The sequence below is a fragment of the Amycolatopsis sp. NPDC051371 genome, assembly GCF_040682155.1.
Taxonomy (GTDB): Bacteria; Actinomycetota; Actinomycetes; order Mycobacteriales; family Pseudonocardiaceae; genus Amycolatopsis.
The window spans coordinates 133984-147551 of the sequence record NZ_JBFBAG010000001.1 but is presented as its reverse complement, the minus strand read 5'-3'; the positions used below and the strand labels follow the sequence as shown (position 1 = coordinate 147551).

Below are 13568 nucleotides of genomic sequence, written 5' to 3'. Positions count from 1 at the left end.
GCGAACTCCTTCGTCCGGAGGGGAATGCTTCCGCCGCGCCGAGCCCGGGCCCGGCTCGGTAGCCCGGACCAAAGGTCTTGAATGAGTCATTCAGGACCTCCGAAGACCTGAATGAGTCGTTCAAGACGTTCGCACTCGCCGCCGCGCTGTCAACGAACCTCGAACGCCCGCGGCTAGCTTCGTGCCCACTTCTGGGCGCTACCGCCCGTGCACGCCTGCAGGGTCACCGGCGTGCTGTTCCCGGTGCCGCCCCCGTTCGGGCCGAGGCACAGTCCCGACTGGACACCGGTGATCGTGCCGTCGGCGTTCGCGTTCCACTGCTGGTTGGTGCCGCCCGTGCAGTCCCAGATGATCGCCCGGGTGCCGGCGGCCGTGCTCGCGCCCTCCGCGTCGAGGCACTTGGTGCCGTACACCTGGAGCTGCTTCCCGGAGGTGAGCGTCCACTGCTGGTTGCCGCCGCCGTTGCAGTCCCACAGCGTCACCTGGGTGCCGTTGGCCTGCGACGCGCTCGGGACGTCGAGGCACCGGCTCGAGCCGGTGTTGCGCAGCACGGACGTCGACCCGCCGCCCGAGCCCGTCACGGCGAGGTTGTCGAACTGGGCGGTCTCTCCCTGGCTCGCGCCGATCCCGACCTGGCCCGCCGGGAAGGTGGTGTCGGTGACCGTCCCGAGCACCGTGCCGTCGACCGCGGCGGTGATGGTACTGCCGGAGAAGCCCAGCGACAGCCGGTGCCAGCGGCCGGTGCCCAACGCGGCCGTCGTGCCGCTGCGCAGCGTCGTGACCTGCCGGCTGGTGTTGTTGCGCTGGATCGACCACGCGCCGGTGTCGCCGACCCGCAGGTAGTACGCGTTCAGCGCGCCCTGGTCGCCCGTGTCCTGCGAGCCGGCCCGGCCGAGCAGCTGGACGTACCCGGACTTCTCCAGCAGCACGTCCGCGTTGACCGTGTAGTTGCTCCAGGCCACGTTGCCCAGCAACGCGTACGGATCGGTGGTCTTCTTCCACGGGATCGCCTTCTGCGGCGCCGCCTGGCGCACGCAAGTGCCGGAGCGGCCGGCACCGCAGGTGGCCGTCTCGAAAGCGCCCTCCATGTCCATCAGGTACTTGGCCTCTTTGCCCGCCGCGTACCCGTCGAAGTCGTCGCTGTAGGGCAGATTCAGCGAACCTTGCGAGGGACTGCTCGCGGTGCCCTTGCCCTGCCCGGTGGTGGTCGTGATCGAGTACAGGTAGCCGGGTTGGGCGGTGAAGGAGAACGCTCCCCCGGACGGGGTGATGTCCGTGCTGTGCACGAAGTGGTCCGCAGAATTGTTCGAGTTGAGGTTGGTCGCCCACACGTGCACCTGGCCGGTGGACAGTCCACCGGTGACGTTCAGGTTCAGCGTCTGGGCCGCGGTGGCGTCCATGGTCTCGATGATCGTGCTGTAGTCGGTGGTGTTCGGGGATTTCAGCGAGACGTAGCTGCCGTTGGCGCGGTTCCCGCCCAGGTAGCCGCTGGAGGCGTCGAGGTACTTCCAGCCCGGCGCGGTGAACTGTGTGGTGTGCGCCAGCGCCCAGGCGTCCTTGCCGACCGAGTAGTAGCCCGACCAAGGCTGGTTGGCCAGCATCAGCCCCACCGTCGGCCACGGGACGTTCGGTGTGGTGGCGGCGATGAGGTCCCAGTTGAGGTACGCGGTCATCTTGCCGTCGAGGTAGACGCGGTTGATGCCGCGGCCCAGCGGCTTGGCGCCGTCGTTGTAGTCCTGGGAGCCGTTCTCGCTGGACCACAGCGTCTTGCCCATGCCGGTGACACTGGCCGGGACACTGCACGATGTCTGCGCGCTGAGGTAGCCGCAGGTGTAGTGGGCGCTGAGGACGTCGGTCGCGTTGCGGTAGGCCGTGTTCGTCGAGACGGCGCTCGCGGGTCCCCAGTCCCCCGGCCACGAGTCACCGGAGATGAGCTTGACGGCGCTGTACCCGTTGGCGTTGAGCGCGTTGCGGATCGTGACGGTCCAGTCGGCGCTCCACTGCTTCTCGTTCTGGACGGTCGTGAGGTAGTCGATCGTCAGCCCGTGCTGCTTGGCGCACCCGAGCCAGGAAAGGTAGTAGTCGGTCAGGTCGCCGGAGAAGAACGTGCCGTTGCCGATCCAGCCCGGGGCACCCCACGGCAGGCCCACGAGCTTGATGCCGGGGTTGCGCGCCTTCGCCTGCTCCATGATCCACCACTCGTAGCCGCGGTTGCAGTCGAGATCACCGCGGAAGTGCGCGTGGCTGGGTTCCGCCCCGCTGGTGGAGTTGGTGTCCCCGCCCATCTCCACCTTGAGGATCTGCAGCGCGGCGCCGTAGCCCGGCTTGAACAAGTAGTCGAGGATCTGACCGCGCTGGGGCTCGGGGTAGTCGATCAGCAGGCGGCTGTTGCCCCCACCGCCGCTGACGGCGCCGACGCCGTCGAACGTGCGGCCGGCCGAGCCGCCGTTGATCGTGATCGACGTGGCGGCCTGGGCCGGCGCGGCCCCGGCCACCACGCCGGCGGCCAGGGCGACCGCCGCGACCATCATCGAAAGCCGGGTTCCGGGCATGGCGGTTCTCTCTTCCGACGCAGGGGATCAGACGGCCGTGACGGTCCACTGGTTGTTGGTGCTGCTGTTCGGCGCCCACAGGACCACGGCCGAGCCGGCGGTGGTGGTGCCCGCGCCGTCGAGTGCGGTGCCGGTGCCCCGGTTGACGATCTGGTAGCGCCCGTCGCCGAGCCCGGCCAGCCGCCACTGCTGGCTTTCGCCACCGGTCCAGGCCGACTGCACCGCGTTGACGCCGTTCCCGGTCCGACCACCGCTGTCGGCGACCATGCCGTTGGTGCGGTTGACGATCCGGTGGTACCCGGTCCCCAGGTCGACCAGCTGCCACTGCAGGTTGGCCGAGCCGTCGTAGGACCACTGCTTGAGCACCGAGCCGGCCGCGACATTCCCGCCGCTGTCGAGGACCAGACCGGTGGTGACGTTCGCGATCCGCACCCAGCTCGTGGGCACCGGACCGGACCCCGGGGCCGGGATCCGTCCCGAGAAGGTCAGCTTGACCGCGTACGCCAGGGCGCTGAACGGCGCCGTGGCCGACGGCATCCGGATGTGCAGTCCGGCGCCGTCCTGGGTGCGGTCGGGCAGGTCGGTGTACGAGCCGGCGGCGGACCCGAGCAGCTGCACGGTCTTCAGCGAGCCGAGGTCGATCCGGTTCGAGCCGAGCGTGGTGATGTCCAGCGTGGCGCCCGGCCAGCCCAGGACCGTGGCGTACAGGACGGTTTCGTCCTTGCCGCGGGTGAACCGGAGGTCGCGGTTGGTGCCCTCGCGCGGCGTCGTGAAGGAGCCGCCGCCCATCTGCGTCGGGCCCTCGCCGTAGACCGACCACGCGCGGGTCGCGTAGATCGACTCCCCGAAACGGGTCAGGTGGTCGCCGATGCCGAGCAGGACCGTTCGCTGCCCCGCCGGGATGGTGCCGTCGGCCATCGGCGCGATGTTCAGCAGCATGGTGCCGTTCTTGCTGACGCGGTCGATCAGCGCGTGCAGCATCGCCTTCGTCGAGTAATAGCCGATGCCGGTCGTGTAGCACCAGCTGGAGCTGGAGATGCTGTCGTCGGTCAGCCAGTACGGGTTCTGGATGTCCCCCGGGCCGCCGCGCTCGAAGTCGAAGACCTCGCCCCGGTTGTCGAAGCCGTCCTTGTAGGTCGCGACGACGTCCTTGTTCCACGCGACGGCCTTGTTGTAGTAGTGCGCCAGGAAGTCGAGCCGCCGGGACTCGTCGACGCGGGGCAGGTTGAAGTCCTGCCAGAGCAGGTCCGGCTGGTAACCGTCGACGACCTCGGCCAGCTTGTCGTACCAGAGCTGGTTCTCCGCGGCCGAGCCCAGCTGGCCGTAGAGCTTGCGCAGACTGGCGTCCGACTGTGCCGGCACGTGGTCGTAGTAGCCGGTGAAGTGGTAGGCGTGGTGCAGCGACACCATGAACTTCAGGCCCCGGGCGCGGATCGCGTCGGCGTGCAGCCGCACGAGGTCCAGCCGCGGCCCCTTCGCGACCGAGTTCCATTCGTTGACGGCGCTGTTCCACATGGAGAAGCCGTCGTGGTGCTCGGCGACAGGCCCGGCGAACCTGGCACCGGCGTCGGCGAACAGCTGCGCCCACTCCGCCGGGTCGAAGTTCCCGCCCGCGGACTTGAGCTTCGGCGCGAACTGGACCCGGTTGCCGGCCTTGTCGCGGGCCCCGTTGACGAAGTTGTGGTACGGCCACGCCGACGGGTCGCCGTACACGGCCTTGTGGTGGTTGTTCTCGGGGGACCCGCTGATGTACATGGTGCGCGGGTACCACTCGTTGCCGTACGCCGGGACGCTGAAGACGCCCCAGTGGAAGTAGATGCCGAACTTGGCGTCCTGGAACCACTCCGCCGCGGGCGGGTGCTGGTCGACCGACGACCAGGTGGGCGTGTAGCTGCTCGGACCGGCGGTGGCCCACGCGGCCCCGCCGCGCAGGAGGCCGGCCGTCGCCGCGCCGCTCACGGTGATCAGACCCAGCATGGCGCGGCGGCTGAACTCGGGCATGGCGGGAAGCCTCCTCGGCGCCGAATTGAGTTAGCGCTAACACGATCTGTTTAGGCTCAGCCGACACCGGTGGTCAAGCCCTGCCCGCGCCCGAAAACGAGGAATGCGGCGAACTCCCAGCGTGAACCGTTCGAACGACGTGAAACTTTCATGCGTTGCGACGAATGCTTGTGAGCGTGAACATCGGCGTGCCAGACTGCTCTCCGCCTGGCCTCGGAGCGCGAGCAACGGTGACCACAAATCGAAGGAGCACCCGTGAAAGTCGCTTCCTCGCCTTCGGCGATCGTCAAGCCCCGGCGGACGTTCACCCTCGTCGTCGCGCTGCTGTGCGCTCTCGGGTTGTTCCCGGCCGCGGCCGTGGCGGACAACCCGATCGTCCAAACCAGCTACACCGCCGACCCGGCGCCGCTGGTGTACAACGGCCGCGTCTACCTCTACACCGGCCACGACGAAGACAATTCGACCACCTACACCATGAAGGAATGGCGGGTGTGGTCGTCGGCGGACATGGTGAACTGGACCGACCACGGATCCCCCTTGAACCTCGCGAGCTTCACCTGGGCGAGCGCAAACGCCTGGGCGGGCCAGACCGTCTACCGCAACGGCAAGTTCTACTGGTACGTCCCGATGACGGTCCGGGCGACCGGCTCGATGGCCATCGGCGTCGCCGTGTCGAACAGCCCCACCGGGCCGTTCAGCGACGCGCTCGGGCACCCGCTCGTCGGCAACGGCGAGATCGACCCCACGGTGTTCGTCGACGACGACGGGCAGGCGTACCTGTACTGGGGCAACCCGCACCTGTGGTACGTGAAGCTGAACCCCGACATGATCTCCTACTCCGGCGGGGTGAACCAGATCCCGCTCACCACCGCCGGGTTCGGCACGCGCCCGGGGAACACGAGCCGGCCGACGCTGTTCGAGGAAGGCCCGTGGGTCTACAAGCGCAACGGCTTGTACTACAACGTCTTCGCCGCGAAGTGCTGCTCGGAGTTCATCGGCTACTCGACCGCGACCGGCCCCACCGGGCCGTGGACCTACCGCGGGACGGTCATGCCCACCCAGGGCGCCAGTTTCACCAACCACCCCGGCGTGATCGACTTCGCCGGAAACTCCTACTTCTTCTACCACAACGGCGCTTTGCCGGGCGGCAGCGGCTACACGCGCTCGGTGGCCGTGGAGAAGTTCGCCTACAACTCCGACGGCTCCATCCCCACGATCGGCATGAGCACCACGGGTGCGCCGCAGGTCGGCACGTTGAACCCGTTCACGCGGCAAGAAGCGGAGACGATCGCCTGGGAGTCCGGCGTCGAGACCGAGCCGTCCACCGAAGGTGGGATGAACGTCGGCTACCTCGAGAACGGTGACTGGATCAAGGTCAAGGGCGCCGCTTTCGGGTCCGGCGCCCGGACTTTCACCGCGAGAGTGGCCTCCGCGGCCGCCGGCGGCCGGATCGAGGTCCGGCTGGACGGCACCGGGGGCACCCTGGCCGGCACCTGCACCGTCGGGGGCACCGGCGGCTGGCAGACCTGGACGAGCGTGTCCTGCCCGGTGACCGCGGCCACGGGGACCCACGACCTGTACCTCCGGTTCACCGGCGGCAGCGGCTACCTGTTCAACGTCAACTGGTGGCAGTTCGCGGCCTGACGACTCCTGGAAAGGGGCGACGATGCCCGTTCGAATGCGCCACCTGCTCACCGCCGCGGCCACCGCACTGGCCGTGCTCACCGTGCCGACGGCTGCCGTGGCCGCACCCGGCAGCCCGGCGCTCACCCCGCCGCTGGGCTGGAACAGCTGGAACAGCTTCGGCTGCGGCGTCAGCGAGACCGCGATCCGCCAGGCAGCCGACGCGATGGTCTCGTCCGGGATGAAGGACGCGGGCTACCAGTACGTCGTGGTGGACGACTGCTGGTTCGACCCGCAACGCGACTCCCAAGGCGCTCTGCGCGCCAACGCGTCGAAGTTCCCGAGCGGTATGAAGGCCCTGGGCGACTACATCCACGGCCGTGGCCTGAAGTTCGGCATCTACCAGGTACCGACCGACCGCACCTGCGCCCAGCGCACCGGCACCTACCCCGGTTCCACCGGCAGCGCCGGGCACGAGGTCCAGGACGCCCGCACGTTCGCGTCCTGGGGCGTGGACTACCTCAAGTACGACTGGTGCTCCCCCGCCGGCACGCGCGACGAGCAGGTCGCCCGGTTCACGGTGATGCGCGACGCGGTGCGCGCCACCGGGCGCCCGATCGTCTACAGCATCAACCCCAACAGCTACCACGCCATCACCGGGGACAAGTACGACTGGGGCCAGGTCGCCGACCTCTGGCGCACCACCGAGGACCTGCTGGACATCTGGCAGAACGGGAACACCAACAGCTACCCGATGGGCGTGGGCAACGTCCTCGACGTCACCGCCCCGCTGGCCGCGCAGGCCGGCCCGGGGCACTGGAACGACCCGGACATGCTCGTGGTCGGCCGGCCCGGGCTGTCACTGACCGAATCGCGCGCCCACTTCGCGCTGTGGGCCCTCATGGCCGCGCCGTTGATGGCGGGCAACGACATCCGCACGATGTCGGCCGACATCAGCGCCGTCCTCCGGAACCCGCGCCTGCTGGCGGTCGACCAGGACCGGCTCGGTGCCGGCGGCCGCCGGGTGCGCGACGACGGCGATGTCGAGGTCTTCGCGAAGCCACTGGCGGACGGATCGGTGGCGGTCGGGCTGCTCAACCGCGGCAGCGCCACGACCACCGTGAGCACGACGGCGGCACAGGCCGGGCTCTCCGGCACGGCGTTCACCCTGACCGACCTGTGGACCGGCACGACGTCCGCGACGGCCGGCGCGATCACCGCGAGCGTGCCGGCGCACGGCGCCGCGGCGTACCGGGTGTCCGGTGGTTCGCCGCTGAACGCCACGACGTCACGGCTGCGCGGCGCGGGATCCGGGCGCTGCCTCGACGTCGACAACGCTTCGACGGCCGCCGGCGCGGGCACGCTCATCTGGGACTGCCAGACCGCGGCGAACCAGCTCTGGACCAGCTGGGAGACCGGCGAAGTGCGCGTCTTCGGCGACAAGTGCCTCGACGGCACGACCAGCGGCGCCCGGGTGACGAGCAGGCCGTGCACCGGGCAGGACAACCAGAAGTGGACGCTCGCCCAGGACGGCTCGCTCCGCAACGTCCGTGCCGGGCTCTGCCTGGACGTCGAAGGGGCGAGCACCGCCAACGGGGCCCGCGTGCTCCTCTGGGCCTGTAACGGTCAACCCAACCAGCACTGGGGACGCGCCTGACCGCACGGAGGCCCGGGTCGTCCGAGGACGGCCCGGGCCTCCGTGCGGGTCAGCGGTAACCGGCGGCGACGATGTCGGCCTGCACCGCGCTCTCGGTCGCGTCGGACGGGTACCCGGCGACCATCGCTCCTTCGTAGAACGTCCCGGCACTGAGGTTGGCGCCCCCACCCGGCTTGCAGCAGTCACCGCCGCTGCCCAGCACGATCGCCCCCTGCTTCTTCATCGGGCTGTACCCGCTCGGAAGGGCGCCGTCCCACAACGTCGTCAGGCTGCCGGACTGGGCGTCGCTGCCTTTCATGGCGAACCGCGAAGTCCCGTTGTTCTTCAGCGTCGCCGTGACGAACTTGCTGCCGAACGCCCGCTGGTTCGGGTTCCACGACTGGCTGCCGCCGGGGTACAGCCCCCACTCGAGGTCGGCCTGCACCCACGGGCCGGTGCCGGAACACCCGCCGAACCAGCACTGCTTGCCGAAGTTGATCGCGTCCATGGCCCCGGCGGCGTCGGCCTTGCGGGTCGTTTCGCTGTTGCCGTAGTCGAAGCAGCAGCCGCTGTTGACGTGCGTCCCGCTGGTCACCATGTACATGCCCTCGGGCGCGCTGCCGGTGGGCACGCCGGTCAGGTGGCCGTCCCGCCAGTAGCTGTTGCCGGGGTTGATGTACAGCGAATAAGCCTTCCGGCTGCCGACCGTGAGCGACTCCGTGGTCGCCTTCGCGGGACTGCTCTGGCTGGAGCCCGGAACCGCGCTCGACCCCTGGTACCACAGGTCGTTCCCCCGTCCGGACTGGTCGTAGACCACCGTGATGACGCAGGACGTGCCGCCACAGAAGGAATCCTGGGCCGCGGCGTCGGCGGCACCGCCCGCCGCCACGGCACCGACGTTCCTGGTGGTGTTGTCGGACGCGCGCCGGACCTGGTAGAGATTTCCGGTGTAGGAGCCGTAGAGCGCGCGAACCGTGCTGTGCGCGGCTACGCACGGCGTGCCGCCCGAGGCGTAGAGATCGCACGGGCCCGCGCCGGCCGGTGGCGGGGTTCCGGTGGTCCACCGCTGGTTGCTCTGCCCGTGGCACGTCCACAGGACGACCGCGGTGCCGTTGGCCGTGCCGGCCCCGGTCACGTCCAGGCACAGCCCCGATTGGACCCCGGTGACCGTCCCGTCGGAGTTCTGCCGCCACTGCTGGTTCGCCCCGCCGGTGCAGGACCAGATGATCACCGCCGTGCCGGGGGTCGTCCGGTTGCCGTAGGCGTCGACGCACCGCGTCCCGCTCATCGTCCGCAGCTCCCCGGTGGAGCCGAACTCGAAGGCCTGGCTCGCCTGACCGGTGCAGTCCCGGATCTCCAGCGCCGTTCCCGCCGTGTCGACGCCGCCCGTCACGTTCAAGCACCGCCCCGACGCCGCGCTCGTGAGAGACGTCGACGCCGCGGACGCCGGTGGCGCGCCGGTCAGCGCGGCCGCCAGCACCCCGGCCAGGACCAGGACGGCCCGGACCGGTTTGACTCGAGTGGTCACGAATCCTCCTTCGAGCGCTGCGAATCCCTCCGCAGACCCATTGTTAGCGCTAACACCGAACTGAGGACACAGTTCGCTTCACCCCGTAGCCCGCAGGACGAGCTTGGTGTCCAGCACGGCGCACCGGGGCGCGGCCGAGCCGCCGAGCATCGCGAGCAGCTCACCCGTCATCCGGGCACCCATCTCTTCGATCGGCTGGCGCACGGTGGTGAGCGGCGGGTCCGTCCGGCGGCCGATCGGCAGGTCGTCGAACCCGATGACGGCCACGTCCCCGGGTACCCGCCGGCCCGCGCGGTGCAGGGCCCGCATCGCGCCGACCGCCATCATGTCGGAGGCGGCGAAGATGGCGTCGACGTGCGGGCGGCGGTCCAGCAGGCGGGCGGTGGCGTGCTCGCCGGAGGCCTGGCCGAAGTCCCCGAACACCACCAGGCCGCGGTCGGCGTGGCCGGCGCCCACCACCGCCTGCCGGTAGCCGAGCAGCCGGTCCACGCCGGCGGTCATGTCCTGGGGGCCGGCGATGGTCGCCACCGTGCGCCGGCCCGCGTCGATGAGACGCTGCGTGGCCCGCCGCGCACCACCCCGGTTGTCCACGTCGACGTACGACGAGCGGCCCCCTTCGCGGACCGGGCGGCCGCCGAACACCACCGGGATGCCGAGCCAGTCCAGGTCCAGCGGCCGGCGGCCGTGCATGCCGACGACGAGCGCACCGTCGACGTGACCGCCGTCGAGGTACCGCACCACCGGGGCCTGGTAGTTCTCCGTCGCGGGCACGGTGAGCAGGACGAGCTGCAGGCCCGCCTCGGTGAGCTCCTTCCCGGCACCGGCGGAAATGCGGGCGAAATAGGGATCGGCGAACAGCCGCAGCACCTCCTCGCACACGACCAGCGCGACCGATCCCGTGCGCCCCGCCGTCGCCCGCGCGGCTCTCTGCCGGGCGTAGCCGAGAGCCGACATCGCCGACTCCACCTGCTTGCGCGTTTTCGGCCGGACCCGCGGAAAGCCGTTGAGCACGCGGGACGCGGTGGCGGTCGACACCCCGGCCGCCCGCGCGACGTCGGCCAGGGTCGGACGGAGCTGGGGCACCTCGACGGACGACACGTTCGCTCTCCCAAGACGTCTTTGTCTCTGCAGGGCTCACCAGAGGGTACCGCCGGGTAGCCGGCGCCTCAGGCGCGTTGGACGCCGAACCGCTGGTTGGCTCCGCCGGTGGCCGTCCACTGGGAGATTCGCGCGCCGTCGGCGGTCGAGGCCCCCCACACGTCCATCGTCAGGCCGCTCAGGCGGTTGACCAGGCCGACGACACCGCCGCCCTGGTCGACCACGCGCCACTGCTGGGCGGTGGCGCCGGAATCCGGCTGCTGGCTGATGTCCGCGCCGGTGGCCGAACCGGCGACCTGGAGCACGAGGCCGCTGTGGCGGGCCCGGACGCGGTAGTAGCCCTCGCCGGAGTCGAGGAAGTCGAACCGCTGGTTCGCCCGCCGGTGGCCGTCCACTGCTGCAGCAGGGCGCCGGCCGCGGTGGAGGCGCCGCTGATGTCCAGGAGCTTGCCGCTGTGCCCGGCCGCCAGGGTGTAGTCCACCCCGACCTGCACCGGTGCCCCGGCCGGCGGGGTCGACGAATCGAACTGCGTCAGGAACTTCCACACCTCGCCCGATGTCCAGGTCTGCCAGCCGCTGCAGGTGCACCCGTCGCGCGGGCCGGGGTCGTGGCCCCCGTCGAACGCGGCCCAGACCACCGGGTACCCGGCCCGGCAGCCGGAGTAGGCGGTGACGATGTGGGTGTGGCTGCCGCTCGAGGGCTCCGGCGGGTTCTGCGGGGTGCACCCGTTGTTCCGGACGAACTGGTCGCGCAGCGAACGTCCGGACGCGATGGGCAGGACGTTGTCCCCGATGCCGTGCATACCGATGTACGCGACCGGTTGGGTGCCGCCGCTGCATCCGCTGAGGTTCGCCCCGGAGTAGACGGCGACCGCGCGGAAGACCGTCGGCCGCGCGCAGGCGAGCGCGTAGCTCATGGCGCCGCCGTAGCTGAACCCGCCCGCGAAGACCTGCGAGGTGTCGACGCACAGCGCCGCCTCGAGCTGCCTCAGCAGGTCGTCGACGAAGGTGACGTCCTGGCCGCCGGGGTTGGCCCAGCCGTTGCCGTTGCCCTGGGGCGCCACGAAGATCGTGTTGTTGCCCGCACTGTCCGCCAGCCGACGGAGGCCGTAGTAGGACCAGTTGTAGCCGTCGGTCCCGCCCGAGTCGACGTCGTTGGCCGTGCCGCCGCGCCAGTGCAGCCCGACGAACAGCCGGTACGGGTGGCTGTTGTCGTAGCCGGCCGGGATCCGCAGGATGTAGCTGCGGTTCTGGCCGCCGCTGGAGATCGTGTGGTTGCCGCTCGCCAGGCCGGGCGCGGTCCCGCAGCCCGCGGTCCCGGCCGCCGGCAGAACACCGGGAACTGCTTGTGCGGTGCCGGTTCCGGCCATCGCGAGCAGCGCCCCGACGGCCACGGACACCAGCAAACCTCTAAACCTCACCATCATGCGGCTCCCTCCGGTCTGCGAACATCGTCGTTCTCCAGGGTTCCGGGTCGGTTCCCTTGCTGGGTAATGGCGTGCGTGCAGGTCCCGAGCCGCACGGCGGTGCCGTTCGCGGTCGAGCCCGCGGCGAGCTCCAGGCAGAGTCCCGACTGTGTCGCGGTGATCGAGCCGTCGGAGCCGATCCGCCCCTTCTGGTTGGTCCGCCGTGGCAGTCCCGGATCTGGGTTCGCGTGCCGCCGCCGATGGCATACGCGATCATCCCCACCTGCGGCAGAGTGTGGCCGGTACCCGCGATCGTGATGCCTTCGACGGGTGCCTGGGTGCCGGTGCCGCCGTAGCGGTTCCGGGTCCAGGACGACTGCGGGTGGTCGGTGGCGGACGGCGTCCGGCTCACCCCGCGCAGGGCGGTCCACTGCTTGATCTCCTCGCCGTAGTTCGGGTACGCCAGGGTGGTGTCCTGATTCCCTTGCCACAGCTGCATTCGCGGGTAGGTGCCGGAGTAGCCCGGGTACATGGCGTGAGCCTGATCGGCCCACTGCTGAGCCGACTTGACGACGTTCCCGCCCGCGCGGCCGGTCTGGCCACCGGTGACTTTGTTCACGCTAACAGTCGCCTCCTGGTCAGGATGGAGCCGTGCCGGACCGAGTGGCCTTGGAGTACACCAGGAGTGTCGTCACAGGTACTCCCACTGAGGAACGGAAGGAGCACGCGGGGATGCGCGCTCCGAAATCGCTCGGCTACCGAACGGGCTGGAGCCAAGATAGAAGCGGTCGGCGGCAAAGGTCAATGCGCGGTGAAACTTACTCACCCGCAACGGATCGCGGCCGCCGCTCGATCATCACGGTCCACAAAGGACCGTGCACCGGAATGAGCACAGGAGTGCGTACCCGAAGCCGGACCCCGGGTACGCACTCCTGTGCTCACTGGCTGAAGAGCCGCCGTTGAATCTCCCGCCGGTAGTCCTCCAAGGTGTTGTCGAGGTGGATGGCGGCCGCCCGGGCCGCCTCGTCCGGGTCGCCGTCACGGATCGCCCGGTAGAGGGCGGCGTGCTCGTCGACCGCGGCCGAAGCGTGGCCGCCGACCGCGCCGGACATCCCGATGATGTTCGTCTGGCGTTGCAGGCGGCGGGCTTCCCGCACGGCCGCGACGAGGAACTGGTTGTGGGACGCGGTCGCGATGCCGACGTGGAAGTCGTCGTCGCCGCGGTCGAACAGCGCGCTCTGCCCGGTCAGGTGACCGTGCCGGCAGGTCTCGGCGGCGGCCTCGATCGCACGCAGCTCGACCGGGGTCGCGTTCGTCGCCGCCAGCCGGCCGGCGGCGGTCTCCTGGACTCGGCGGAACTCGAAGAGCTGGTAGACGTGGTCGAGGTCGGTGGGCAGGAAGAAGCCGCCCCACCGGGAAGCGCCGAGCATGCCCTCGTCGTCGGACACATACAGCCCACGTCCCTTGTGCGCTCGCACCCGGCCGATCGCCGAGAGGATCTTGACGGCCTCCCGCACCACGGTCCGGCTGGTTCCCATCCGCGCCGCCAGCTCGACCTCGGTCGGCATCCGGTCGCCGGGCTTCAGTTCCCGCTCGGCGATCAGGTGCAGGATCTGCTCGGCCACCACTTCGTAGCCGGGCCGGTACGGGGCAGGCGGTGCGGTTTCCTCATTGCGAGTCACCCGATGAGTATTACTCAGCGGGCGACGGCCAGTGACTGTACCT

The 13568-nt window shown here is 70.1% G+C and carries 7 protein-coding genes and 1 pseudogene; 2 read left to right on the top strand and 6 right to left on the bottom strand.

Annotation, left to right across the window (positions count from 1 at the left end; genetic code table 11):
• Positions 1-173 precede the first annotated feature (173 nt).
• Both AB0M59_RS00635 and AB0M59_RS00630 read right to left on the bottom strand, forming a co-directional pair.
• Positions 174-2552: a ricin-type beta-trefoil lectin domain protein gene (locus AB0M59_RS00635; protein ID WP_364606241.1), complete on the bottom strand. Its 2379-nt coding sequence runs from the start codon at positions 2550-2552 to the stop codon at positions 174-176.
• A 27-nt stretch (positions 2553-2579) separates the two neighbouring features.
• Positions 2580-4553, bottom strand: coding sequence for an alpha-L-fucosidase (locus AB0M59_RS00630; RefSeq protein WP_364606238.1), 1974 nt, complete (start codon positions 4551-4553; stop codon positions 2580-2582).
• 255 nt (positions 4554-4808) lie between these two features.
• Between AB0M59_RS00630 and AB0M59_RS00625 the strand changes: the two genes are divergently transcribed.
• A complete protein-coding gene (locus AB0M59_RS00625; RefSeq protein ID WP_364606235.1) occupies positions 4809-6197 on the top strand; it encodes a glycoside hydrolase family 43 protein in 1389 nt (462 codons plus the stop codon).
• Between the two features lie 22 nt (positions 6198-6219).
• Positions 6220-7833 (top strand): ricin-type beta-trefoil lectin domain protein, encoded by a 1614-nt coding sequence (locus AB0M59_RS00620; RefSeq protein ID WP_364606232.1) that lies wholly within the window; start codon positions 6220-6222, stop codon positions 7831-7833.
• Positions 7834-7882: 49 nt separating this feature from the next.
• Here the strand turns inward: AB0M59_RS00620 and AB0M59_RS00615 are convergent, their stop codons facing one another.
• From AB0M59_RS00615 to AB0M59_RS00600, 4 genes and pseudogenes are all read right to left on the bottom strand, one after another.
• On the bottom strand, positions 7883-9340 hold the full coding sequence (locus AB0M59_RS00615) for an arabinofuranosidase catalytic domain-containing protein (protein WP_364606230.1): 1458 nt from the start codon (positions 9338-9340) through the stop codon (positions 7883-7885).
• 78 nt (positions 9341-9418) lie between these two features.
• Positions 9419-10438 (bottom strand): LacI family DNA-binding transcriptional regulator, encoded by a 1020-nt coding sequence (locus tag AB0M59_RS00610; RefSeq protein ID WP_364606229.1) that lies wholly within the window; start codon positions 10436-10438, stop codon positions 9419-9421.
• A 68-nt stretch (positions 10439-10506) separates the two neighbouring features.
• Positions 10507-11861, bottom strand: a pseudogene (locus AB0M59_RS00605) (RICIN domain-containing protein).
• Positions 11862-12781: 920 nt separating this feature from the next.
• Positions 12782-13525, bottom strand: coding sequence for a FadR/GntR family transcriptional regulator (locus tag AB0M59_RS00600; RefSeq protein WP_364606227.1), 744 nt, complete (start codon positions 13523-13525; stop codon positions 12782-12784).
• Positions 13526-13568 lie beyond the last annotated feature (43 nt).

Bases quoted from the DNA above. Each gene is read 5' to 3' on its own strand.
- AB0M59_RS00635 (WP_364606241.1), bottom strand. From the start codon at position 2,552: ATGCCCGGAACCCGGCTTTCGATGATGGTCGCGGCGGTCGCCCTGGCC.
- AB0M59_RS00630 (WP_364606238.1), bottom strand. From the start codon at position 4,553: ATGCCCGAGTTCAGCCGCCGCGCCATGCTGGGTCTGATCACCGTGAGC.
- AB0M59_RS00620 (WP_364606232.1), top strand. From the start codon at position 6,220: ATGCCCGTTCGAATGCGCCACCTGCTCACCGCCGCGGCCACCGCACTG.